22 protein-coding genes are annotated in these 23,853 nt (G+C 34.7%); 10 read left to right on the forward strand and 12 right to left on the reverse strand.

Features of this window, described 5'->3' with window-relative positions; all coding sequences use genetic code 11:
* Positions 1-66: 66 nt before the first annotated feature.
* Positions 67-822, reverse strand: coding sequence for an ankyrin repeat domain-containing protein (locus ABWU40_RS03555; RefSeq protein ID WP_353279117.1), 756 nt, complete (start codon positions 820-822; stop codon positions 67-69).
* Between the two features lie 149 nt (positions 823-971).
* On the opposite strand from ABWU40_RS03555, the gene gltX reads away from it, so the two are divergent.
* Together gltX and sdhA are read left to right on the forward strand one after the other, a co-directional pair.
* Entirely contained in the window at positions 972-2,393 is a 1,422-nt protein-coding gene (gltX, locus tag ABWU40_RS03560; RefSeq protein WP_141457167.1) for a glutamate--tRNA ligase, read from the forward strand.
* A gap of 752 nt (positions 2,394-3,145) precedes the next feature.
* A complete protein-coding gene (gene sdhA, locus ABWU40_RS03565) occupies positions 3,146-4,945 on the forward strand; it encodes a succinate dehydrogenase flavoprotein subunit (RefSeq protein ID WP_015588990.1) in 1,800 nt (599 codons plus the stop codon).
* Here sdhA and ABWU40_RS03570 read toward each other — a convergent pair whose 3' ends face one another.
* From ABWU40_RS03570 to ABWU40_RS03585, 4 genes are all read right to left on the reverse strand, one after another.
* Entirely contained in the window at positions 4,946-7,522 is a 2,577-nt protein-coding gene (locus tag ABWU40_RS03570) for an ankyrin repeat domain-containing protein (RefSeq protein ID WP_141457171.1), read from the reverse strand. It lies immediately after the preceding gene.
* Between the two features lie 286 nt (positions 7,523-7,808).
* Positions 7,809-8,414 carry a guanylate kinase gene (gmk, locus tag ABWU40_RS03575; RefSeq protein ID WP_015588988.1) on the reverse strand — a complete coding sequence of 202 codons (606 nt, stop codon included), beginning with the start codon at positions 8,412-8,414 and terminating at the stop codon, positions 7,809-7,811.
* Entirely contained in the window at positions 8,398-10,203 is a 1,806-nt protein-coding gene (locus ABWU40_RS03580; RefSeq protein ID WP_353279434.1) for a pentapeptide repeat-containing protein, read from the reverse strand. The genes gmk and ABWU40_RS03580 overlap by 17 nt, the downstream gene beginning before the upstream one ends.
* A complete protein-coding gene (locus tag ABWU40_RS03585) occupies positions 10,196-11,398 on the reverse strand; it encodes an ankyrin repeat domain-containing protein (RefSeq protein WP_015588986.1) in 1,203 nt (400 codons plus the stop codon). Before ABWU40_RS03585 ends, ABWU40_RS03580 begins: the two co-directional genes overlap by 8 nt.
* Before the next feature lie 270 nt (positions 11,399-11,668).
* Here ABWU40_RS03585 and ABWU40_RS03590 point away from each other — a divergent pair, with 270 nt between their 5' ends.
* Positions 11,669-11,914, forward strand: a complete 246-nt coding sequence (locus ABWU40_RS03590) for a hypothetical protein (protein ID WP_141457173.1) — start codon at positions 11,669-11,671, stop codon at positions 11,912-11,914.
* Positions 11,915-11,980: 66 nt separating this feature from the next.
* Here the strand turns inward: ABWU40_RS03590 and ABWU40_RS06320 are convergent, their stop codons facing one another.
* Positions 11,981-12,151, reverse strand: a complete 171-nt coding sequence (locus tag ABWU40_RS06320) for a hypothetical protein (protein WP_349496636.1) — start codon at positions 12,149-12,151, stop codon at positions 11,981-11,983.
* The gene (gene ychF / locus ABWU40_RS03595) at positions 12,144-13,238 is read right to left on the reverse strand and encodes a redox-regulated ATPase YchF (RefSeq protein ID WP_015588985.1); all 1,095 of its coding nucleotides are present in this window, start codon (positions 13,236-13,238) and stop codon (positions 12,144-12,146) included. Before ychF ends, ABWU40_RS06320 begins: the two co-directional genes overlap by 8 nt.
* 118 nt (positions 13,239-13,356) lie before the next feature.
* Here ychF and ABWU40_RS03600 point away from each other — a divergent pair, with 118 nt between their 5' ends.
* Both ABWU40_RS03600 and ABWU40_RS03605 read left to right on the forward strand, forming a co-directional pair.
* Entirely contained in the window at positions 13,357-14,265 is a 909-nt protein-coding gene (locus ABWU40_RS03600) for a hypothetical protein (protein ID WP_353279118.1), read from the forward strand.
* Positions 14,266-14,353: 88 nt separating this feature from the next.
* Positions 14,354-15,529, forward strand: coding sequence for a CCA tRNA nucleotidyltransferase (locus ABWU40_RS03605; protein ID WP_015588983.1), 1,176 nt, complete (start codon positions 14,354-14,356; stop codon positions 15,527-15,529).
* On the opposite strand, the gene ABWU40_RS03610 is transcribed toward ABWU40_RS03605, so the two are convergent.
* From ABWU40_RS03610 to ABWU40_RS03625, 4 genes are all read right to left on the reverse strand, one after another.
* The gene (locus ABWU40_RS03610; protein WP_179949598.1) at positions 15,513-17,288 is read right to left on the reverse strand and encodes a hypothetical protein; all 1,776 of its coding nucleotides are present in this window, start codon (positions 17,286-17,288) and stop codon (positions 15,513-15,515) included. The genes ABWU40_RS03605 and ABWU40_RS03610 overlap by 17 nt on opposite strands.
* A gap of 135 nt (positions 17,289-17,423) precedes the next feature.
* A complete protein-coding gene (locus ABWU40_RS03615) occupies positions 17,424-17,957 on the reverse strand; it encodes an HK97 family phage prohead protease (RefSeq protein ID WP_006280514.1) in 534 nt (177 codons plus the stop codon).
* Between the two features lie 282 nt (positions 17,958-18,239).
* On the reverse strand, positions 18,240-18,470 hold the full coding sequence (locus ABWU40_RS03620; protein WP_353279119.1) for a hypothetical protein: 231 nt from the start codon (positions 18,468-18,470) through the stop codon (positions 18,240-18,242).
* A gap of 109 nt (positions 18,471-18,579) precedes the next feature.
* The gene (locus ABWU40_RS03625; RefSeq protein WP_141457177.1) at positions 18,580-18,960 is read right to left on the reverse strand and encodes an ankyrin repeat domain-containing protein; all 381 of its coding nucleotides are present in this window, start codon (positions 18,958-18,960) and stop codon (positions 18,580-18,582) included.
* Between the two features lie 171 nt (positions 18,961-19,131).
* Here ABWU40_RS03625 and ABWU40_RS03630 point away from each other — a divergent pair, with 171 nt between their 5' ends.
* Both ABWU40_RS03630 and tatC read left to right on the forward strand, forming a co-directional pair.
* Positions 19,132-20,229 carry a type I glyceraldehyde-3-phosphate dehydrogenase gene (locus ABWU40_RS03630; RefSeq protein ID WP_174516762.1) on the forward strand — a complete coding sequence of 366 codons (1,098 nt, stop codon included), beginning with the start codon at positions 19,132-19,134 and terminating at the stop codon, positions 20,227-20,229.
* Positions 20,226-20,987 carry a twin-arginine translocase subunit TatC gene (gene tatC, locus ABWU40_RS03635; RefSeq protein ID WP_015588978.1) on the forward strand — a complete coding sequence of 254 codons (762 nt, stop codon included), beginning with the start codon at positions 20,226-20,228 and terminating at the stop codon, positions 20,985-20,987. Before ABWU40_RS03630 ends, tatC begins: the two co-directional genes overlap by 4 nt.
* A 53-nt stretch (positions 20,988-21,040) precedes the next feature.
* On the opposite strand, the gene ABWU40_RS03640 is transcribed toward tatC, so the two are convergent.
* The gene (locus ABWU40_RS03640) at positions 21,041-21,496 is read right to left on the reverse strand and encodes an arginine repressor (RefSeq protein WP_015588977.1); all 456 of its coding nucleotides are present in this window, start codon (positions 21,494-21,496) and stop codon (positions 21,041-21,043) included.
* A 125-nt stretch (positions 21,497-21,621) separates the two neighbouring features.
* Here ABWU40_RS03640 and ABWU40_RS03645 point away from each other — a divergent pair, with 125 nt between their 5' ends.
* Genes ABWU40_RS03645 through ABWU40_RS03655 form a run of 3 tightly spaced genes read left to right on the forward strand, consistent with a single transcriptional unit; the run spans position 21,622 to position 23,628 of the window.
* Positions 21,622-22,356 carry an ABC transporter substrate-binding protein gene (locus ABWU40_RS03645; protein ID WP_141457179.1) on the forward strand — a complete coding sequence of 245 codons (735 nt, stop codon included), beginning with the start codon at positions 21,622-21,624 and terminating at the stop codon, positions 22,354-22,356.
* Complete coding sequence (locus ABWU40_RS03650) at positions 22,356-23,003, forward strand: amino acid ABC transporter permease (protein WP_007548901.1); 648 nt, start codon at positions 22,356-22,358, stop codon at positions 23,001-23,003. The genes ABWU40_RS03645 and ABWU40_RS03650 overlap by 1 nt, the downstream gene beginning before the upstream one ends.
* Complete coding sequence (locus ABWU40_RS03655; RefSeq protein ID WP_227738583.1) at positions 22,996-23,628, forward strand: amino acid ABC transporter ATP-binding protein; 633 nt, start codon at positions 22,996-22,998, stop codon at positions 23,626-23,628. The genes ABWU40_RS03650 and ABWU40_RS03655 overlap by 8 nt, the downstream gene beginning before the upstream one ends.
* Positions 23,629-23,853: the final 225 nt, after the last annotated feature.

Here is a 23,853-nt window from a genome sequence, read left to right on the forward strand (position 1 = left end):
AGTATACTTTCTGAAGTTAAGAAAGTAAATTTCTATATCATTGCCTGCAAGTAATTTCTAGCTTCATCAAACACCCAAACTTTCTCCTGCAAGTTGTACATTAGCATTTTCCACTAAAGTGCTTTCGTTATGCAAGGCATGTATCTCGCTACATGCTTTAACTGACAGGTATGTGACTCCGCCAGAAGCTATTGCAACCATCGAGCTTAGTGCAAAAGATTGAGAAACTAAAAATAAAAAGTATAAAGACAAACATAAAGCAGCGATACATGCTATCGCTCCTATTATATATAAGCACAGGTGAAACTTCTGGTTACATATAAAGCTGTCTTTTATGCCTGCGATTTGCTTAATTTCTTTCTGTTGTGCAGCATTTAAGTAATAAAGAGGAGTTTCCCTCTTCTTATTAAAAGCATAGTCTTTACTGCAGAGCGCATCTTTAATATATTTTTTATTACATTTGAGTTCCTCTTTCAATCTGCTTACTTCTTTCCGATCTCCAGTTTCTTCTGCTTTCGTAATTTTGTTATCAGCTTCCGTCTCTAAGTCATTCACAATCTCTTGTACTGCAGGCAGCAAAATTCCACTTCTTGCTGCTTCATGAAATGGATTATCTCCATATTCATTATGCGCAGTTACAGAAGCAATGTTCTTCTTACAAATGTCTACAAATTTACCTTTGTTTTGTATTCTTGCAGCTAAATGCAGGAGATTATCTGCCTGTACTCTTTGTTTTGTTTTATCAAAAGGGCCGGTGTAACGCCAATTGATATTAGCTTCATTATCTGAAAGCAATTTTGCTATATCTACAAGTCCATCCATAACTCACCTCGCTATATTCAACCAGTACTAAATTATACAACACAATTTATGAAAAACAAGTAAATTTTATCTCTCAGAACAAATAAATTCTAAATTGTTACAAACATAAATTTTAGCTATCATCATTTATATTACTGTAATAGACAAATATGCCAGACGTAGTCACTAGATTTGCTCCATCACCAACAGGATTTTTGCACATTGGAGGAGCTCGTACTGCTTTATTCAATTGGCTCTATGCAAAGCATCATGGTGGCAGGTTTTTGCTGAGAATTGAAGACACCGACAGAAAACGTTCAACGAAAGAAGCAATTGATGTAATTATAGAAGGGCTAAGATGGCTCGGTGTGAGCTATGATGGGGAAATAGTATATCAGTCAAAAAGAATAGAGCGGCATAAAGAAGTAGCAAACCTTTTAGTTGAGAAGGGTAGGGCGTATCACTGTTATTGCCCTGAGGATGAAGTTGCAGAAAAGAAAATAAAAGCAAGAGAAGAGAGCAAGATATACAAGCATAAATGTACTACAAAACCTCCTTCTTGTCATCCAAGTAGCCGACACTGGAAAAATATGTGGTCACGCGCTGGAATGACATCGGGTGTGAGGTCAGTTGTCCGCTTTAAAGTGCCAGATTCGCAAGAGATCGTTATTGATGATAAAATATACGGCCAAATCAAAGTAAATAGCAACCAGCTTGATGATATAGTGATCTTACGCTCTGACAACACTCCAACATATATTTTTGCTGTCGTAATTGACGATCATGATGCTGGAATAACTGATATAATACGCGGTTCTGACCATCTCACTAATACCTTTAAACATCTGCTAATATACCAGGCTCTTGATTTTGACATTCCACGCTTTGCACATGTGCCGCTTATCCATGGGGAAGATGGGAATAAGCTATCCAAAAGGCATGGTGCCACAAGCGTTTGCGATTATGAAAAGATGGGAATATTGCCAAAAGCGATGCGTAATTACTTGCTGAGACTTGGCTGGAGTCACGGCAACGATGAGATTATTAGCGATGAGCAAGCAATAGAGTGGTTTAATTTAGAAAGTATTGGTCGTTCACCTGCACGGCTCGATTTCAAAAAACTGGAGCATTTGAATAACCACTATATTAGTAATATGAGCAATGAAGATATTCTGACTCTAATGCTTAGAGAAAATACTCTAACTGACAAAAAAAAGGGCTATTTACTGCAGGGACTGACAGAGCTAAAAAAAAGAGCAAACTACCTGACCGAATTATTGGATTTAGCAAAATTTTATATTCAAGATCCGCCACTTGATTTAAGTGAAGAGGCTGAGCAAATTGTCAAATCTAACCTCAATATAATTAAGTTACTCGCGTCATTTCTGTCAAAGATCGGTGATGAAAATTGGAATAAGGGTTTTTTATCTTCTCAGATCAAGGAATGTGCAAAATTGCACGATATGAAAATAAGCGATGTATACCACTCATTACGCGCCCCTATAACTGGAGTAATGGATGCACCTGGAATCATTGATATCATGGTGATTCTTGGTAAAGATGAGTGTATAAGAAGGTTACAAGCAATTTAAATGAAATAAGAAAATTACTTGACATACTTCGCCAGCCCCTTTATCATGACAGTGAAGCTATTGTATTTGCTTTCGCCAATCTGCAGATTAAAAGGTAAGGATTACTTAATGTATCGGCGTCTTATGTTCAATTTTTTGCAGTATATAGATACTGTATGTCTTTACAAAACTTCATCTACATCTAGATTTTTATCTAAATAAGCTGAACGCGCTTATAAAGCGTTACAAGACATCAAAAAATGCCAATACTCGACAGAGATAGTAAAAGACTAGCTAACTCGGGGATTCTTTGTCTTTTTTTCTGCTTAGTAAATTTCTTAAACATTTGCAGCGTAGGTTAGTTGCAATTAAAAGCGGCTGAATCTCGCTTGTCAAGCGTTTAAAACATAAAAAACGCCAATATTTTAAAGCGGATAATAACCTCAGGGCTTCTTTTGCCTTTTTTTTCGTTTGGTAAATTTCTTAATGTTTATAGCTAAACGACAATCGTCATCCCGCTACGTGTTAGCTGATGAGATACCGCGGCGGTATGACGGTGTAATGATGGTTAAGTAATTCGTCATCCCGCTACTTGTTAGCGGGATCTATGTTAAGGTATGACGGTTAAGTAAGGGATCTATGTTAAGAGATACCGCGGCGGTATGACGGTTCGTGTCGGTATGACGGTTCGCGGTGGTATAGCTATAGAAAACTTGTATAGATTTTTTCTACTTCTGTGATATCATAAGCCTGTAATGATAAAATAAGTAAATATGGATAAGTCAGCGTATGAGATCATAGAACATGAGTATGACGTGGTAGTAGTAGGTGCAGGTGGAGCAGGGCTCAGAGCAACGCTTGGGATGGCTGCAACTAATTTTTCAGTTGCCTGCATTTCTAAAATTTTCCCTACACGAAGTCATACAGTTGCAGCACAAGGCGGAATTAGTGCAGCTTTAGGTAATATCGGTGAAGACGATTGGCGCTGGCATGCATATGACACAATAAAAGGTTCAGACTGGCTTGGTGATCAAGATGCAATAGAATATATGTGTAAAAACGCTGCTAAAGCTGTTATTGAACTTGAAAATTTTGGCGTACCTTTTTCTCGTACAGAAGATGGCAAAATATACCAGCGTTCCTTTGGTGGAATGACAACTCACTTTGGTAAAGGAAAATCAGCGCAGCGCACTTGTGCGGCAGCAGATAAGACTGGGCACGCAATCCTTCACACTCTATATCAGCAGTGTCTTAAATTCAACGCTGAATTTTTTGTTGAATACTTTGTGATTGATTTAATTATGGATAGCGAAACATGCTGCGGAGTTCTTGCTTGGTCGCTATGCGACGGCACATTACATAGATTTCGTGCGCATAGAGTGGTGTTAGCAACAGGTGGATATGGACGTGTTTATTTCTCTGCAACAAGTGCGCATACCTGCACAGGTGATGGTAATGGCATGGTAGTAAGGGCTGGATTACCACTTGAAGATATGGAATTTGTACAATTTCATCCAACAGGAATATATGGCTCAGGGTGCCTGATGACAGAAGGATGCCGTGGTGAAGGGGGGTACCTCGTTAATTCTCAGGGCGAAAAGTTTATGGAACGTTACGCACCAAAAGCAAAAGATTTAGCTTCTCGTGATGTGGTAAGTCGCGCAATAACAATTGAAATTAGAGAGGGAAGGGGAGTTGGACCGAAAAAAGATTACATGTATTTAACTATAGCACATCTTGATCCGGAAGTAATAAAACTCAGATTGCCGGGCATTAGCGAAACCGCAAGAACTTTTGCTGGAGTTGATGTCACTAAAGATCCAATACCGGTCATTCCGACTGTTCACTATAACATGGGTGGCATTCCAACTAATTATTATGGAGAAGTGATCACGCTGAAGCAAGGTAAGGAAGAAGTGGTAGATGGACTATTTGCAATTGGAGAAGCTGCGTGTGTCTCTGTGCACGGTGCAAATCGACTTGGTTCTAACTCGCTTCTTGATCTTGTGGTTTTTGGCAGAGCTGCAGCGCTCAGAGCAAGAGAGAAACTAAAATCCGGTACACCACATAAAAAATTGCATTCAGACTGCACAGACTGGATAGTAGATAGATTTAATAAAATGCGATTTGCCTCCGGTGGGCTAAAAGTAGCAAAAATACGCAGCGAAATGCAGAACACTATGCAAAAGTACGCATCAGTGTTCCGTGTTGCTGAAGTTTTAGAAGAAGGCAAAAAAGCTATAAAAAAGGTAGCAAAAATGATGCCTGATATTTCACTTGAGGATCGCAGTATGATGTGGAATAGTGATTTAGTTGAAGCACTGGAGCTTGCTAACATGATCCCACAAGCGGTTATTACCATGGAATGCGCAGCTAATCGCGAGGAAAGCAGAGGTGCCCATGCTCGTGAAGACTTTCCTGAACGTGATGACAAAAACTGGATGAAGCACACTATAGCGTGGCTTGAAGAAAAGAAAGGGCAAATTAACGTAAAAATTGATTATAAAAAAGTGGCTGAAAAAACTCTGAGCGGTGAGATTGATTTCATAGCGCCAGAGAAGAGGGTTTACTAGTTACACTATCCCTACACAATTTTTCAACGAGTTTATTGATATGGCACTCATTTTAGTGTCTGGAGGACTCTCAGTATGCTCTGATTGATTTGATGATTTTTGCACCTCTTGCTCTTCTAAATCGTTGGACTTATTTTCTATATCTTTAACAGAGTTATTGCATTGTGTATCATTTTTTGGTGCGTTATCTTGAAGTGTAAGTTGCTTTTCTTCAGTAAACTTTCCTTTAATTTTTCCAAATCCTTCATAAATATTTTCTAAATTCAAGTAAATAAGATAACAAACTCCAATAACTGCTATAATAGATGAGGCAGTTGCAATTGTAATAATTCCTTGAGAAGCACTGAATATTGCTGCACAGGCTAAAGCAGCAAATACAAGCGTTGTCACTGCTTTACAAGCAACATTATTGATGTACTTCACAATATCGCGTGCTTTTAACTTCCTGCCAAAGTTGCACTTCAGTTCAGTTCTCATATCATCTGGAATAAGCGCTCTACCCATTGATTTCTCTATTCCTTTTATAGTTTTATAATACTCTTTGCTCCATAATCTTTCGGGTAGTATTAACTGCTTTGGGTCAACACCATTTTGCAATAATTTTACACAGAACTTGATCGTGTTATCACGGCTCTTAGGATTGACCAAATTATGTTTATCTTTTGTCGTCTTAGTAATTAGCGCTACTTGTAGTGGTGTGCGTTCTTTTTCGTTAGCGGCGTTTGCAGCTTTACTAAATTTCTCTTTTTCCACCGAATTTAAAATCAACTCTAAACATGTAACTTTTTGTTCTCCTTTGAATGAAGCAATATAGTGCAGAGCATTTTTTCCATCTTTATCTTGCACAGTAATATCTGCACCATTTTGTAGAAATAACTCTAAGGTTTTATACCTGCCAGTATCCTTAAATTCTTTTTTTACTACATTTTTTACTACATTTTTTATTTTATTTTTCAATGAAGGCTCTTTACTCTTTTCTTGTATGCGCTGGAGTACCTGATGGAGCGGTGTTTGCTCTTTCCCGTTAACAGCATTTATAGCCTTACTAAATTCATCCTTACCTAAAGTCAACTTCAAACATGCAACTTTTTGTTCTCCTTTGAATGAAGCAATATAGTGCAGAGCATTTTTTTCATCTTTATCTTGCACAGTAATATCTGCACCGTTTTTTAGCAATAGTTCTAGGGTTTCATACCTTTTAGTTTTTTCAAATTTCTTAAGTGATCGGTTCTCACTCTTCTCTTGTATGCGCTGGAGTATCTGATGGAGCGGTGTTTGCCCTTCTTTTTTATCATTTACAGCTTTTATAAATTGTTCTTTTTGGCCTGTTTCTAGCAATATATTGAGAAGTTTAAGTTTTTGTTTTGTTTCAGGTTTAACAATCAAGTGTAAAGCATTGTTACCATCTGTGTCTTTAAGGCTAATATCCGCACCTTTTTCCAATAGTTCTTTAAAAAGTTTTTTATCACTATTTTTAATTACTGGATGTAATAGATAATTATCATTACTATCTGGAGTATTTATGGTATGTGGTATAATTTCTTTAATTTTTGCTTCTGTATTGATTCTTATTTCTGGCTTTAATTTAGATTTCTTTCCTTGCTCTGCTAATTTTTCTAAGAAATTACGGTAGTATGTCTTTTGCTCCTCTTTTAAGTTTTGTAATTCTTCTGTAGATAATTCTAAATTATCAGAGCTGGCTCCATGCTCTAACAATTTTGTAAGAAACTTAAGTGTGTTATCGTTACTTCGAATTGTATTAGACTCATGTTTTTCTTTTGTTACCTTGTTAATTAGTGCTACCTGAAAAGGGGTCTGATTTTCACTATTAATGAGTTGTGCTAGATCTTCCTTGGTGACCGTTTTTATTAGGGTACCCAGAAACTTGCATTTCTGTTTCTTTTCCAACGACGCAACGAGGTGTAAAATATTTTTCCCTTCTTCAGCTTTTATGCTGCTAATATCCGTACAATCTTTTAGATATTTTTTTAATTTCCTGTTATTTCCATTTTTGATCGCTTTTAGTAATTGAACATTATTATGCGTTGTTCCGTTGCTTTTCTCTACTTCTTGATCTTCATTTGCTGTATTAGGGTTACTGATTGAATGTTTCTCATAATCATCACCAGCATCGCTACTGTAGTCACTTTCAATTCCACTGTCCCTACGATCATTTTGGTTACAATATTTGCTATTATAAGTAATTTCTGAAATTGCTTGCTTTACTCGCTCTTTTGTTTCATTTGATATTTTTTTCGATCGTTCTATTGCTTTATCTAGCACTGGAAGGAAGCATTGGACATAATACCTATAATATTTTTCTTGTTCTCTAAGTGATTCTTCTAATTTAGTTAATACTTCAGGACTAGCATCTTTCTCAAATAACCTTTTACACTTCTTGAGGGTTCCATCTTGACCTCTTGGTTTTTCACGCTTGTGTTCTTCTTTTTTTACCTTTCTCTTTATAATGCCATACAATTGCTCGTCTTTTCTATCCTGCTCTTGCTTTTTATTTTTATCTATGCATTCACCTAATTTATCTGCATTAGTAGTTAGTGCAGTTATATCTATACCCATACTAAAACCTCAATATTAAAAGCTATTTAAGTTGTCAGCACTAAACTAAAAACCAAGAAGTTTGACTTTTAAATTGAGCTAAACGTTGTATATGTATAGGTGGAAAGGCAGAAAACTAGTTTCTATTAGAAAATCTGTTATCATAGTCAAATCCTCACTTGAACAGTTGCTACTATTTTAACCATTTAATCTTAAAAAATAATAAATATAGCTAAACTGCGAAACGTGCTACTGGCTAAAATAGGATAAGAAACTATAGCTGCAAATATCCAAATTGATGTTTTTATCAGTCTTCCAGACTTGGTTTTTCTTTTAGTTTTTTAAGTCTTTCTTTATTTAGTATGGAGCTTATCTCTTCTACACTTTTATCAATATCATCATTGATTATTACATAATCATATTTATCACGTTTGCTTATCTCTTTTTGAGCTTCGGCTAATCTGCGCTCTATTTCGCTTGCATCATCACTATTACGCTTTTGCAAACGCAACCTAAGCTCTTCCATTGAAGGGGGAAGTATAAAAACACTTACAACTTTTTTTCTCATGAGCTTGAATAAGTGAAATGCTCCTTGCCAGTCTATGCTGAGTAAAACGCTTATTCCATTGCTTAAGTTTTGCTCTATAAAATTTCTTGGTATACCATAAAAATTCTCAAAAACTTTGGCGTATTCAAGCATTTGGCCAGCTTTGCATAACTCGTGAAATTTTTCTTCGGTAACGAAAAAATAGTCTTTTCCATTTATTTCGCCGGGGCGAGGCTTGCGTGTAGTCATAGAAACAGACCTAACTAAATTAGTTGATTGCTCAAGTAATTTTGCTGATATAGTAGTTTTTCCAGCTCCAGAAGGGGAGGATAGAACCAATAATACGCCCTCACTTTTTACGGTCATTTTTCTTTGCATTTTTTAACATGGTGCTTTTTGGATCAGAGTTTAAAAAGCTAGAACCTTCTAAATTAGAATTTGATAAGTTGGTGCCAATGAGAGAAGAGTTATCAAAGACAGTATAGCGCAAATCGGTCTTTTCAAAATTTGCCTTATTCAAATTAACGTTTACAAACTTTGCTCTACTCAATGTTGAATTAGAAAAATCGGCATTTTCTAAATTCATATCCTTAAATTCAAAGTAAGAATAATTTACATTAAATTTTTCACCCTGTGATATTTTCTCTTGCAAATCTTCAATTGAAGTTATAGCATTTTCTAAGCCTGCAAGTTTTTTCTGCCCTTGATTGTCAATCAAAATTGAATTATCAAACTTGCAACCTGTTAAATGAGAATTAGCAACTGAACTTTTATATATGCTTGAAGAGAGAAAAGACATATCACTAATTGTTGAATTACTCAAATTGCTAAGAAAAAAACTAGTTTTCCTAAAGGCATTAGCGTGAAGCAAAGAAGATCTGAAATCGCTTTCAATAAAATTTGAATTAGTTACTTTTAAATTAGACCAGCTCGAATTATCAGCTAATAAATTAAAGAATGTTGAATTTTCTATTTCACTGGAATCAATATTATGGCGAGAAAGCGTACTGTTATAAACTTGAGAGTCTTGGATTTTTATCTTATACATTGAAGTTGTAGAAAGGTCTGAATCTTCTATCTTTGCAGAGGTAAATAGTGAATGGTCAAAAAATGAGCCATTCATGTTAGAATTCGCAACTTTAGTATTATGAAACTTTCCATGACGAATGTCAGCATTAGAGACATTAACTTGATGCAGTTCACTAAAACTAAAATCAATATTGGATAAATCAGCATCCTGAAGATTTGTTTCAGAAACATATGCATGTTTTATCTTGGAACCATTTAGTATAGATTGAACAAAACTTGAATTATCGTCATTCACATAGGAAATTTGTGTGTTGCTTAAATTAGTTTCGTCGAAGTTACTGTTAATTATGATAGAAGAATTAAGGCAAGCATCGGAAAGATTGCTACCTCTAAAGTCTGATTCTTTTAACTCTGCACCATATATGTTAGCATTTTTTAATGAAGAAAATTGTATCTTTAATTTATATGCATCCACTCCAAAGAAACTTGCATTATCAAGGTTGTTTTTCTGCATAACGGTATCGTTTATTTCACTATCACTAAAATTTACGTGGCTAACATTCGAGTTTGATAAGTTGGAGAAATTCATTTTCACATTCGAGAAATTAGTATGCAAACCAATTACGTTGTGCATACTTACTTTTTTGAGATCGGAACTGATAAAATCAGCATAACTAACATTAGACTGATCAAATACGATATCTGTTAAGTTTGCAGAAACAAATTTTGTAAAACTCAAATTTGTACCTTTTATTTTAATGCCATGTAAATTAGCATTGGAAAAATTAGCACCACGTAAATCAACATCAATGAAAGACACATCGGATAAATCGGTGTTAGAAAAATCGGCACCAATCAGACTTACTCCATCAAAAACAGATTTACTTAGGTACAGTTGGTTAAAATTAGCTCCATTTAAGTTAGAACCAAAACCTTTCTTAAAATCTTCTGGCACGCCCTCTTTGTGGCACTGCACCAAAAATTCAGCAAAGTCTTTTTTACTGTAAGATACGTATTTTACATCATGCAGAGCGTTTAAAAAATCACTAATCTGATTTTTTTTATCATTTGTTTCGTTTCCATAACATAAATGACCAACTAAAATTAATATCAAAAATCTAATCATCTTGCTTATCACACTGCGACTCATTGTTTTCTTTCGTTTTCACAGCCCAATCGTACATTGCTGAGCTTTCTTTATTGTCTATTTTTCTATCCTCCAAAAGATGTGGCATCATTTCGGCAATCGCATTTATTATATTGATCTGCTTTTTTTCGATTGCTATATCAATTGGGGATTGAAAATTATTGTTAACTACTCTAAGATCAGCACCTTGTAATAAGAGAAAGCGCACTATGTCTACCTCACCTTGTTTAACTGAATAAATGAGAGGAGTATCACCCAATTTATTTCTAAACCTTAGTATCTCTTGAATTGTTAATCCAATTTTTTCTAGCTTACTTATTACTCCTCTTAAGCAAGTTAAGTTGTTCTTCTTAATGCAGTAAAAAAATTGCTTACTGTAATCATCAATAAACACAGTTGTAGGAAGATGCTCATTAAGGCTATCATATTGTCGTTTATATATTGACTTGCTTTGTATGTCTTTATGACCCCATTCTTTTATTGGTTCTCTGTTTAGCTTTGTCCATTTTTGTAAATTTTTCTTTTCACTTTCATCTTTTTTAGTTATAGGTTTTACTCTATTGCGGTCCTTGGAATTACTGTTTGTTTCTTTCACTTTTTTTTCTTCAGACTGATTCTCTACTTTTTCTTTTTTTCCCTCTAATAATTGACTCGCATCACTTTTTGAAAGTTCATTATCTTTTATATCAATCTTCTGATCAGCTTGTAGATTTTTTTGCGGGTCAGTTGTATTCTCATTTAAATCAGCACTTAAAGGCAAAGGCTCTGGTTTCAAATCTTTATTCACTTCTTTATTGGCCATATTTGGTAAATTTTGAGCAAATTTGTCTGTGCTTCCTTCTAGCTGGTCATTTGGCAAATCTTTATCAATCTTTTCACCCTCACTTATAGTTTTTTCAACCACGGAAGCTTTGTTCTCGTTGTGTTGCAGCTTCTCTTTATCGGTAGTGCCGTCTAATCTTTTGCTCTCAGCCTCTTGTGTTTGTTTAGCATCGACGTTGCTTTTCAACTCATCTTTTTGATTTGTACTGCTCAGTAAATCTTGCTTTCTTGCACCTACATTTTCGTTTTTATGAACTGACCCAATTTTCTTTTCTTCACGCTGCTCTATGGCAAACAGGCTCAGTGATCCAAATACAACAACTAATAGTATGAAATATAAAATATTTTTCATAAATGTTCAAAACATAAGCTTAATTAAAATGATACTATAATCAAATGATTAATCTACAGTAAAAAATGCCTTAGGATTTAATTTATAAAAAAATAATAGATTTTTTGTATCTGTTCAGGGGCATCGCAAATATTGAAGCAAAGTGGTCAGTGCTTACTGTACGAACATTGTGATTTGAGAGCAATCTCCGCTAGGGAGGATGTCATCCCAGTGCTCCTTTCTCGTCATCCCAGTGCCCAGACACTGAGATCCAGAAAAAAGAATGGTGTCATGCAAGTAGCCTCCTTCTCCTGTCATCCCAGTGCCCAGACTACTTGGATCCAGAAAAGTTTGCTTGTAAGCAAGCAAACTAGCATAGAAAGTGGTTACAACATTTTCGATGAGATTATATGGAAAACTGGATCCCAGTGTCTGGGCACTGGGATGACAAAGGAGGACGTTATTCCAGTGCCAAGCACTGACCATTTGCTGTGCAATTTACCTTCAAAAATGAATGTTCGTACAGCTATGGAATGAATCGCGGTATGACATAGGACTGCTGTCATTCCAGTCTGGAATTTAGTCTTTACTGGGGAGAAGAAACTATCCTTCTACAGTGTATCCGTTTAGGGGAGGTATCTGTTCAGATGCATGGCTAATGTACAAATATTGAAACAAAAATTCCAGTGCTCCCTTTCTTGTCATCCCAGTGCCCAGACACTGGGATCCAGAAAACTTAACTTTAAATAAGTGGCTGCATAATAAACTACACATTAAACCTAAAGTGCATTATATCACCATCTTGCACGATGTAATCTCTGCCTTCAAAGCGAATTTTTCCTGCGTCTTTGCAAGCTGATTCACTTCCATACTTTATGTAGTCTGCAAAGCTTATTGTCTCTGCTTTTATAAAGCCTTTCTCAAAATCAGTGTGGATTACACCTGCTGCTTTATCGGCTGTTGACCCTATTTTTACTGGCCATGCCCGTGCTTCTTTGGGGCCCACAGTAAAGAAAGTTATCATACTCAGCACTTCATACATAATACGCGCTACTCCATCAAGGCCTGATTCTTGTAAGCCAAATTCTGATAAAAAACTCTGTTTTTCCTCTTCACTATCAAGATTTGCAATATCTGCTTCGAGTTTTGCTGAAATGCAATAAAATTTGCTTTTATTTTCCTCTGCCATTCTCTCTACCTTTTTAGATAATTCATTGCCAGTTATAACATTTGTATCTTCAACATTGCAAACGTACATAACGGGCTTTGTTGTCAGCAATTGAAGCAACTTCATCTCATCTTCATTGATATTCTCCAAACTTCTTGCAGGTTTACCTAATTTTAAAGTAGCTAATACCTCTTGCATTAATTCAAGTTGTCTCTTTAGCTCTTTATCACCTTGCTTTGCTTTCTTTTCCAATTGAGGAAGCCTTTTTTCTATGCTATCAATATCAGCTAGGATTAATTCCATTTCTACCACTTCAGCATCTGATATTGGATCTATTTTACTGTGTACATGGCTGATATCGTCATCCGTAAAGCACCTGAGCAGATGAACGATAGCATCAACTTCTCTGATATGGCTTAAAAATTTATTGCCGAGCCCTTCACCTTTGCTCGCACCCTTTACCAGACCTGCAATATCTACAACTTCTAATTGATTATAAATTATCTTCTCTGAGCCTGCAATTGCTGCGATTTGTTTCAAACGCTGATCTTTTATCGAAATCTTGCCTATATTTGGCTCAATTGTGCAGAAAGGATAATTTGCAGCTTCGGCTGCACTTGACTCTGTAAGCGCATTAAATAAGGTTGATTTTCCTATGTTTGGTAACCCAACTATACCGCAGTTAAAGCTCATATTTGCTATTTAAAGTTATAACTATTGCATAATTTAAAAATTTCTGCTATACTTAATTAGTTGCTTATTAATAATTTTGTTGGTATAGTAACATATAGCTTAAATTAAGGTAAAAACTATGGCTGAACCTAGGAAACGGAAGCTACCAAATGATTTTTACGATACTGGAAGTCCGAAAAGGTTCAAGAGCTCTGGACAAGAAATAACTCTTTTAAATAGTAATCCTTACCCTGACAATTTCCATGTAGGACAAGCAATTGGTAATGGAAGCTGCTTTTTTGACTCATTCAGACAAGGTCTAGAACAGCAGAAGGGGATAGAAGTTACTGTTGAGCAGTTACGAGAAGACTGTAAAGAATTTGCACAAAAGAATCCACCAAAGTGGTTTACAAATGCAATTGTCAATAGTCATGATAACAATGGCCAGCACCGTAGTGAAACTGTAGATGATTATACAGCAAACATTATGCGTAACGATAGGTGGGGTGATCCTGACGTTGAAGGCAGAATACTTTGTCAGAAGTATGATGTAAAATTGCATGTTATAGAGAACCAGACTGTTGATAACCAAGATTTGTTTTTGCATGAATTAATAGACAATTCAGGTTCAAAAAGTGCAGGTGAATACAATAAAGTTAATTATGACGACAGTAGTGTTTTGCATGTAATAAACAAAGGACATGCTCATTTTGAACCATTGCTTGATAGAAATAAAAGTTTAGCAAAACAAGAACAAGAAGATTTCCTATTAGCAAAAAAGCTTCAGTTAGATGAGATCTTAGAGTATTGTAACCTTTCAAAGGATATCTCTGAGAGAGCAGAGGTTGAGAAGAGATTTGATGAGTTATTGGCAGAAAATGCTGATGGAAAAATTGGTGATGTTGTAGGGCAGTGCGTTAGTGATATAAAGCAGCGCATAGAGCGCTCTGAAAAGCAAAACCCTTCAAGCTTACCAAGATGTAGTATGGAGGAATCAAGAACAGAAAAAATATTTCATCAACAACAAATATCACAATTGGAAGTGTAAAATAAATCTTCATAGCCCTGTATATTTTTATATAGGGGTTTGTGCAAGCATTTCATATAATATGAACTTGCAGTATGTACTAACCTAAATGCAAGTTGACCAGGAGACTAGTTTAATTATTGATGCCATAGAGGAATTTGGTGGTGAGGCTAGGCTTGTCGGCGGATGTGTGAGAGACTCAATTTTGCAACGTGATGTCCACGACATCGATTTAGCTACTAATTTGCTTCCTGATCAGGTGATGAAAGCGCTAAAACTCCGTAATATAAAAACTATTCCAACTGGCTTAAACCATGGAACTATTACTGCAATCTTAAATCAGAGGTCTTTTGAAATTACGACACTAAGGCATGATGTGAAATGTGATGGTAGGCATGCAAAAGTAGAATTTACCAATAATTGGCAAGCTGATGCTTCAAGGCGTGACTTTACATTTAACGCTCTATATGCAGATAAGCATGGCCATATATATGACTACTTTGGTGGCATTGAGGATTTAAAGGCGCGAAGGTTAAACTTTATAGGCAACGCTGAAGATAGAATTAAAGAAGACTATCTACGTATTTTAAGAGCATTTCGTTTTCATGCAAAAATATGTGCCGGAGATTTGAGTGATGAAATACTAAGCGTATGCAAAAAGCATTCGCATATGATCCAAAACCTCTCTGGAGAGAGAATAAGAGATGAAATACTTAAATTGCTGGAGTGCAATGATCCTTTTCCAACACTTAAGAGCATGCAAGAATCTGATGTTTTGCAAAAGATTATCCCAAAAGAAGTAAAATGCGAAATTCTGTCTTCGTCACTTCTTTTCGGCACTGATGTGCTAGTAAAATTAGCGTTACTCCTTAGGACTACTAAAAAAAATGACAGGCTAAGTCTTGGAGAATACATAATCATGTTTCTACGTCTTTCGAACAAGCAAAAGAAAAAGCTGCTATTTTTACTATCCAACGATATCAAAACAGAACTTTCAGAAAAAGAGCAAAAAAAATACATATCTTTATTTGGTAGAGAATTATATTGTGATTTAGTAAGAATTTGTGGTGTTGAGTCTGGAGAAAATGTTGATGAATATATTTCATTTGCTAATACATTCAATATTCCAAAATTTCCTTTATCTGGTGATGACTTGATAGGTATAGGTCACCAGCCAGGAAAAAGTTTAGGTAGAAACTTGGAATTGCTAAAACAACATTGGGAAGATAGCTCCTACACTTTAACAAAAGAGGAGCTGGTGCTTTATGCTAAGAGCCTATTCTAACTGCTTTCTGACTGTTCAATGAATGTATGCTTGCAATATTAGGGGAACTCATAGAGGAATTAGGTATATGTTCTTTTTTAGCTTTTTCTGTTAATTGATATTCGTTTACTCCTCCTTGAGTTTGATTACACATTCCCTGATCTGGAGATAAAAATTTATCTCTTATGCTTAATGCCAGTTGTAACTCTTGAATCTTATTTGAAAAACATTTCATTTTAGCCTCTGTTAATTTTCCTGTAACAATTTCTTTAAGCAATTCTCCTGAGTCGTTATTATTATTATTCTTGCTATTAAAGCTGTGCAAGATAGAGTCTACAATCTTATTTACCCCTTCTTGTTTGTTAAATTCTAATTTTTTTACGCATTTTCTAACAGAAGGTGACAACTTGGCTTTTAACGTGTCATCTCGTAGTTCTTTACCCATATTTTTTCCAATGTTACAATGTTCGTTGACAACTTCTTTAACCTTAGCTTCTATGATCTCCCTTGCGGATTGTTTCAAATTACTTTCTAATAATTCAAGCAGCTTACTGCTTTCAAATTTGCCATCATCTTGATTTGATAGAGACTTTATAGTTTCATTAAGCACGTTATGGCAAAAGTGTTTCTCTTTAAATTCAGGAAAACCTTTTTTTAACTCCTCGTTTTTCCCAGATAAAAAGTTATTGAGACCCTTATCCCTAGAAAGCTTATTGGGCAAGTTTCGTAATTTTGAAAGAGTTGATTTTGCAGTAGATACTGTACTCACTGCACCTGCCTTTTTAGCCAATTGACCTTCTTTTGCTTCCTGTAGTTTCTTAGTGTCAGCTTTCAATTGACCTTCTAAATCAATCTCCAATTGTTGTTTAGATTCTTGAACACTTTGTAATTGCTTCCCCAAGTTCTCCATTTCACCCAATTGAGCAGTCAATGTATTCACACTTAATCGTAGAGCTTTGTTTTCATGACCTAAGTCACTGACTTTATTTTCTAATTCAGTATTTTTGTCTTTAGCCTGACACAATTTATCAGTCTGTGATTTAAGTAAAGCCACTAATTTGCTAGCTTGCCATTGTTGATTCAATTCAATTAATTTATCCTCCTTGTCCTTTAACCTACTCTTAAGTTCTATTATTTGTGCTTGCAGACTTTCATTATCTTTCCTAGTAGCTTCAATTTCTTCTCCTTGCTCTCTTATTATCATGTATTGATCAAATATAGTTTTCTGTTGTTCATCAACTTTATCCTGCATTGCTTTTTTATCTTGTTTGTATTTGGTTAGTTCCTCTTCTCGTTCGCCTGCATCTTCTGTAAGTCCCTTATAACTCTTTTCAAGTCCTTCAATTGCAGATCGTAATTCTCTATTTTCTTCTTTTAAGGAAGCATTTTGTAAACGTTCAAGTTCTAATTCCTGATTTATGCCCTCCAGCTGTTCTTCTAATGCTTCATCATCTTCCTCTGTTATCAATGCTACTCCATCAGTCTGAACCCCTCCATCTTTGTTTATCACTACACTTTGGCTCTCTTTCTCTACAACTTCAGGTTTTAAGTCAACTTGAACACTTCCATATATTGTCTTAAAAGCATCAGTTTGAACTTCATTGTTTGCAGTAGTTTTATCGTAGTACAAAATATTTTCTGCCCATCTATTCCATCTCTTGGGCAATATTCGTCCAATCGTTTTTAGATATAACCAAGCAAATACAGTAGACCAGCTGTATTTTTTTTCCTTTCGCTTAATATTAATTTCATAATTAACCTTATTATTAATATTTAGCATAAAATTACCTTATTTTTTAACTTTAATTTACAGAAAATTTTAATAGTAATAAAGTTATATATATTAGTATAAATGTTAAACAAATACTAACACAGGTGTCAAATTATGGTAAAGTCTTTGCCCGCCTAATACACTTTAAGCAGAAATGTACATGTCTGCAAGTACAGCATTTGCTTTTTCTATCGCTCTTGCTAACACTTCCTGTTCATTGTTCTGATTTTTCACATTGATTACCTGAGCAGCCAAGTTTGCAGGAAAAGTGACCAAACTGACTTCCCATAATTCCACTTGTTTTAACACTCTAGCTCCACTTTTATGATCAACATCATACTCTATAGGTATATAGCCGATGGAAAGTCCGTTAATTGCCCCAGTTTTGAGCATCAAATACACTTCTTCTGCTTTCTGAATACCCAAAAGTAAATGTGCGGTTATATACAGGCCAACATCATTTTCATAAATATCTATGATGCTACCTATAGGTTCGTCAGGATTATGCTGCCAAAGGAGTTTTATTTTATTTCTGTTTAAATTTTCCTTAAATGCTCCGGGCAATATCAGATCATTTTGTTTATCAACTATGTTAAAAACGCTCGCATAACCAGAAAATACACCGTTTTCTCCTATACTTTTTATTGACAATGGTGAATAGAGAAATTTCTTATTCATAAGGCCTCCTGTAGGTTATAGTATTGGGAATTCTGTTTGCACAACGCACTGCAATGTCAAATCTATTATATGCAGTTCTCTAAAAAGGGAAAGTATTTTTTTTAGTTACAAAATAATAAATGAGACTATGAAAGCAATAAAGATCCCAGCGTCACGCGCTGGGATGACAGTAGGAAAACTCAGATGTGAAAGCACTCAATAACAGTCTAGAAAGTATTGAGATATGAGAAAAATCTGTACTCAGGTAACATCAACAATTGATATCTCTAGACAAATTTGATCCTATTTTTGCACTTCCAATCTATTATGGAGTAAACTAGAAACATCTCTTACTAACGTAGAAATGTTTTGTGCGGCCTTATATGCTATTGTTCCAATAATAAAGCTAGCAAAGGTATTAATTCTATCAGTAGTAAAATCAGAAAAGTTTGACATGTTGGCATGGAAAACAGGAATGCAAGTAAGACTACCAGGACCATTATAGTAATTACCTTTAATAGCATTAATAGCCATCAAACTCACAAAGCTAGTAATACACCCAACAATAAAAGGTCTCTTATCACTGTGTCTAAGGGTCCAAATGTTGGAAAGCATCTCTTATATTAGTAATTCTGCGTATTATTTAGTAGATATGTGAAACATTAGCATTATTACTTAATGAAATTCTCCTAGATTGTTCAGATTTTTCCTGTATTCTATTACTAATTTCACAATTAAAGTCATCAATGCTTATACCACATGATGTTAAAATACGAACCATATCTTGATTGTCGTTTTCTGATGCAGAATATAATGCTGTCTCATCCTTATAATCACGAAAATTGACATCTCCTCCACTTGATCTATAAACGCTAATTATAAACTCTTCTAAGCTCATCTTATGATTTTCTTCCAAATACCTTGACACTTCCTTAAAATATTCTTTATCGGTAGCAAGTTTGTGTAGAAATGATTGGCCTGAAATTTTTTCTAATTTATCTATAATGATCCTCTGTAATAACATAATTAGCCTCCTATTAAAGTTTCAATACTATTGATAAAATGATACAGTATTATAGTTCTTTAGTCAAGGTGAATATTAATATATTAAGGTTAAAACTGCCAATTAGCAGTCAAAAGAATAAAATGAAATATCAAGTGATATCCTCTATAATTAAATTTTTTGAATGAAGAGATGACGGTTCGCGTAGGAATTAATGGTCTGGGTAGAATAGGCAGAGGCGTATTGCGTGCTATTTTCGAAATAGAAGAATATAGCAAACAAATAGAAGTTGTAGCTGTCAATGGATCGCTCAGTGCAAAGCAGCATGCACATTTGATTAAATATGATTCTGTTCATGGCAAATTCAGTGGTGATATTGATTTTAATGAGTCTCAAAATTGGATTTCTATAAATGGCAAAAAGTTTTCTTTATATAGAGAACGGAATCCTGAAAATATTCCTTGGAATGTTGATGTAATACTTGAATGTACTGGTGCATTCAATAAACGTGAAGAAGCAATAAGGCACAATGCAGAGAAAGTAATTGTCTCTGCTCCAGTTCCGGATGCTGATGTCACTATAGTTTATGGTGTGAATGACGATATGCTCGAAAAAGAGCATAAAGTGATATCAGCAGGTTCTTGCACTACAAATTGCCTTGCTCCGATTGTGAAAGTCCTACACTCCAGTTTAGGTATAAAAAGCGGTTTTATGACTACTATACATGCCTACACGAATGATCAAAATGTTCTTGATGGTAATCATAAAGATTTGCGTAGAGCAAGGGCTTGCGGATTATCTATGGTGCCAACTACAACCGGGGCAGCAAAAACAATTGGTTCTGTCATCCCTGAATTAAAAGGAAAACTAGATGGCACTGCCGTCAGAGTTCCAGTTAGCAATGTTTCTATGGTTGATTTTAAATTTACGACTGATAAGAAAGCGACCGTTGAAGAAATCAATGAAATATTTAAGGATGCAGCTCTCTCCTCTACGTCATTCCAGCGCATGACGCTGGAATCTAATTTCTGGATCCCAGTGTCAGCTACTCGGATGACATCAGAGGGTACTAGGATGACAGAGGGTTATCCAATGTCAAATGTACTTTCTATATGCGAGGAACCTTTAGTCTCAATAGATTTTGTGCATAACCCTTATAGTGCAATTGTGGATTTAACTGGTACATATGTTACAGGTGATATATGCAGGGTTGCAGCGTGGTATGACAATGAGTGGGCTTTTTCGCTGAGAATGTTAGACATAGCATTATTGAGCTATAGTAAAGTATGAACTGGAACTCAAGCAAATACGCCTCATTTTATGAGCACTTTGCGGAACTCAGAAAAAGAGTTATCTTTTGCTTTCTATTTTTTTGCGTTGCTTTTGGTTTTTGTTATTACTTTAAGGAAAATATATACCGTTTTTTACTCGCACCTTTAATAGAAGCAACAAAAGGTAGCGAAGGTTTTTCTTTAATTTACACAGACTTAACAGAGGCATTTTTTGTGTATCTCCAAGTTGCAATAATGAGCGCACTTTTGTTTTCTTTTCCTGTGTTTGCATGGCAATTTTATATGTTCTTAGCACCTGGGTTATATAAAAGTGAAAGGGCAGTGTTGTTGCCATACTTGATTGCAACACCGGTTTTATTTGTAACGGGAGCTACTGTAGTCTATTACTATATATTTCCTTTAGCCTGGAAGTTTTTCATCACTTTTGAACATAGTGGGAAATCTTTCGGTATACCAATAGAGTTTATGCCATCAGTTAGCGAATATTTAGACCTCGTTCTCCAATTTATGTTTGCTTTTGGCACTGCATTTCAAATTCCAGTAATACTCACATTAATGGTGAGAGTTGGGCTACTGACTGCACAAAGTTTGTCAAATAAACGTAGAATTGCAATAGTGGTAATTTTTATTATCGCTGCAATCTTAACTCCACCTGATGTATTAAGCCAAGTAGGGCTTGCAATACCTATGCTGATTCTATATGAATTGTCTATTCTGATATGTAGGTATATTGAAAAAAAGAAGACAAAGATTTAAACAAAGAAATCCCTCTTATCTCCTTTATATCACATTTTTAACTTACAACATTCTTATTCAGGACTTAAATATGGAAATGTTTCATAAATTGATTGTAATACTTTGTTAAGTTCAGCCTTACTTTTGATGATCAATAATACTGTATCATCACCTGCTATAGTTCCTATAATTCCTATGTTTTTGCTATTATTTAATGAATAAATAACATACTTCTGATCTAGAAAGTAAGCTAGGCTGCTAGCTTGTCCTGGTTGAGTGTGTAGTACTATTAAACCAAAATCCGAAATTTGCATATTAAGTATTAATGGTAATCGATATTGGTTGATGTCAATTACTTTATACATACCAGCAACTTTGGCAATTTTAAGTTTTTTTAATTTTCTTGATAAAGTAGCCTGAGGAATGTTGTGCCCTCTTTCTTTAAGCAAGATCTGTAAATCGCTCTGCTCTAAAATTTCGTGATTTTGAATAATATTTAAAATATGTTCACCTAGTGTGTTGTCATGCATTATGCATTTTCCTCATATTGAATATGTAATAAGTATATTTGAAATTATATTCATTATTTCTTGACTATTCAATTTTTAATGTCTATATTCATAAGATGAATAAAATATGAATATAAATTAGTAATATGAAAAAATATATTTTAAATGCTATTATAGTGATAAGTATTCTATTAACAGGATGCAAGGAAAATAAACACGATAATATCATTAGATTTGCAATTTCTGCAGATTATCCACCTTTTGAATATTATGAAAATGGTAAATTTACTGGCTTTGACATTGAGCTTGCTCAATTAGTAGCAAAAGAGTTAGGTAAAGAAGCGATATTTAAAGATATGCAGTTTAGTACTATATTTGCAGCATTGCAAAGTAATTCTGTAGATGCTGCTATATCTACTATTGGTAGCACAGAAGAGCGTGAAAAAAATTTTGATTTTTCAAATAGTTATTATACAGGGGAATTTGGTATTCTATATCACAAAAATAAACCCATAGCCGGTATAAACAACTTAACTCGCAAGAAGATAGCCGTTCAACTAGGAACTGTCATGGACATTTGGCTAAAAGAGCATGTTCCTACAACAGCTCAAATTATTGCTATAGACAATAATAATCAAGCTGTAGAAACATTAAAGTCTGGTCATGTTGATGGCGTCCTAATTGATGAATTCCAAGGTAAAGTATTTAGCAAAAAAAATCCTGGTCTATCATGGTCAGCCACTGCCAAGTTAGATGGTGGTTATGTTATTGCTGTGAATAAAGGATCTGCTTTAAAGGATAAAATAAACGAGGCATTAAAAAGTTTAGAAAGTAAAGGTGTAATACAAAAAATAGCAGAAAAATGGCTAGGAGATAACTGATGCAGGAATTAATTTCTAATTTCTTGTTTGTTGGAACAGGCCTTGCCTTTACTTTAAAATTATTGATTGGAGGACTGCTTTTAGGTATGAGTCTAGGAGGGTTATTTTCAGTACTCAGATATAATAAGATCTGTATTCCATTAATTAATGGAATTATATCTGTAATACGTGGCACCCCCCTTATATTACAGTTAAGTGTTGTTTATTTTATGACTCCAACCATTGCAGGAATTAAATTAAACATATTTAGTGCTGGCATTATAGCATTTGGTCTAAATAGCTGTGCTTATATTGCTGAGATTTTACGAGCTGGTATTGAAACTATATCAAAAAACCAGTTTGAAGCAGCTAAAACTTTACAAATACCTAGTTTCTATATGTGGAGAGATATTATATTACCACAAGTTATTAAAAATATTCTTCCTGCAATGATAAATGAGATCATTGCACTCCTTAAAGAAACGGCATTAATCTCTACTATTGGTGGTGTTGATATTATGCGCTCTGCGCAAATGCTTGCAGCAGAACAATTTACTTATTTTATACCACTTTGTCTTGCTGGGGCTTATTATTACGCTCTTGTATTACTAATTGAATATATAGGCAAAAAGATTGAACAGAAAGGTATATATGATAAAAATGCATAATGTTTGTAAATTATTTAATAATGTTCCAGTACTTAATAATATTAACCTGATTATAGAACAATCTATAGTTGGTCTTGCTGGTCCTTCTGGTAGTGGTAAATCAACATTGTTACGTTGTATACAAAAACTCGAAGTTTTAGATTCTGGTAGCATTGAATGCAATGATAGTACTGGTTTTGTATTTCAGGATTTTCAACTTTTCTCACATATGACTGTCTGGGAAAATCTTACATATGCTCCCAAACTTAAAAACAAAACTCAGGATCAAAGTGATTCACTACTTGAGTCTTTGGGTATTGCCTCTAAAAAAAATGATTACCCTAGTAATCTATCCGGTGGGCAAAAACAGCGGGTTGCGCTTGCCAGAAGCTTAATGATGAATCCAAGGATTCTATTATGCGATGAGCCAACGTCTGGTTTAGACGTAGCAACAATAGTCGACGTTGTGGAACTATTACAATCAGTTAGAGATATGGGTATTACTATGATTATCGCTTCTCACAATTTGGATTTTTTAACAAAAATATCAGATCGGATTATTCTGTTAAAAAACGGAAAAATAATTGTAGATATCAATCCTAAAGAAATTGATGAACCAACAAACTATTTAAAAAATAATTATTAAAAGAGAATCACTCATATCATACTGAGAGCTATAACAGATTTTAGCATCGAAAATTACATAATATACATTATGGAAAACAAAATTACATAATGTAAGAAGCAATGCTAAAAATAAAATCACATAATATAGCAAACTATAGCTAACCCAAGAAAGGTTTTCCTACGTCATACCGCCGCGATATCTCAGCATAGATTCCGCTAACAAGTAGCGGAATGACGAATTTTT

Source organism: Wolbachia endosymbiont (group A) of Cydia amplana (assembly GCF_964028495.1).
Classification (GTDB): domain Bacteria; phylum Pseudomonadota; class Alphaproteobacteria; order Rickettsiales; family Anaplasmataceae; genus Wolbachia; species Wolbachia pipientis.

Coding starts and splice junctions, on each gene's coding strand:
- ABWU40_RS03555 (WP_353279117.1), bottom strand. CDS start 822: ATGGATGGACTTGTAGATATAGCAAAATTGCTTTCAGATAATGAAGCT.
- gltX (WP_141457167.1), top strand. CDS start 972: ATGCCAGACGTAGTCACTAGATTTGCTCCATCACCAACAGGATTTTTG.
- sdhA (WP_015588990.1), top strand. CDS start 3,146: ATGGATAAGTCAGCGTATGAGATCATAGAACATGAGTATGACGTGGTA.
- ABWU40_RS03570 (WP_141457171.1), bottom strand. CDS start 7,522: ATGGGTATAGATATAACTGCACTAACTACTAATGCAGATAAATTAGGT.
- gmk (WP_015588988.1), bottom strand. CDS start 8,414: ATGACCGTAAAAAGTGAGGGCGTATTATTGGTTCTATCCTCCCCTTCT.
- ABWU40_RS03580 (WP_353279434.1), bottom strand. CDS start 10,203: ATGATTAGATTTTTGATATTAATTTTAGTTGGTCATTTATGTTATGGA.
- ABWU40_RS03585 (WP_015588986.1), bottom strand. CDS start 11,398: ATGAAAAATATTTTATATTTCATACTATTAGTTGTTGTATTTGGATCA.
- ABWU40_RS03590 (WP_141457173.1), top strand. CDS start 11,669: ATGCAAGTAGCCTCCTTCTCCTGTCATCCCAGTGCCCAGACTACTTGG.
- ABWU40_RS06320 (WP_349496636.1), bottom strand. CDS start 12,151: ATGTGTAGTTTATTATGCAGCCACTTATTTAAAGTTAAGTTTTCTGGA.
- ychF (WP_015588985.1), bottom strand. CDS start 13,238: ATGAGCTTTAACTGCGGTATAGTTGGGTTACCAAACATAGGAAAATCA.
- ABWU40_RS03600 (WP_353279118.1), top strand. CDS start 13,357: ATGGCTGAACCTAGGAAACGGAAGCTACCAAATGATTTTTACGATACT.
- ABWU40_RS03605 (WP_015588983.1), top strand. CDS start 14,354: ATGCAAGTTGACCAGGAGACTAGTTTAATTATTGATGCCATAGAGGAA.
- ABWU40_RS03610 (WP_179949598.1), bottom strand. CDS start 17,288: ATGCTAAATATTAATAATAAGGTTAATTATGAAATTAATATTAAGCGA.
- ABWU40_RS03615 (WP_006280514.1), bottom strand. CDS start 17,957: ATGAATAAGAAATTTCTCTATTCACCATTGTCAATAAAAAGTATAGGA.
- ABWU40_RS03620 (WP_353279119.1), bottom strand. CDS start 18,470: ATGGCTATTAATGCTATTAAAGGTAATTACTATAATGGTCCTGGTAGT.
- ABWU40_RS03625 (WP_141457177.1), bottom strand. CDS start 18,960: ATGTTATTACAGAGGATCATTATAGATAAATTAGAAAAAATTTCAGGC.
- ABWU40_RS03630 (WP_174516762.1), top strand. CDS start 19,132: ATGACGGTTCGCGTAGGAATTAATGGTCTGGGTAGAATAGGCAGAGGC.
- tatC (WP_015588978.1), top strand. CDS start 20,226: ATGAACTGGAACTCAAGCAAATACGCCTCATTTTATGAGCACTTTGCG.
- ABWU40_RS03640 (WP_015588977.1), bottom strand. CDS start 21,496: ATGCATGACAACACACTAGGTGAACATATTTTAAATATTATTCAAAAT.
- ABWU40_RS03645 (WP_141457179.1), top strand. CDS start 21,622: ATGAAAAAATATATTTTAAATGCTATTATAGTGATAAGTATTCTATTA.
- ABWU40_RS03650 (WP_007548901.1), top strand. CDS start 22,356: ATGCAGGAATTAATTTCTAATTTCTTGTTTGTTGGAACAGGCCTTGCC.
- ABWU40_RS03655 (WP_227738583.1), top strand. CDS start 22,996: ATGCATAATGTTTGTAAATTATTTAATAATGTTCCAGTACTTAATAAT.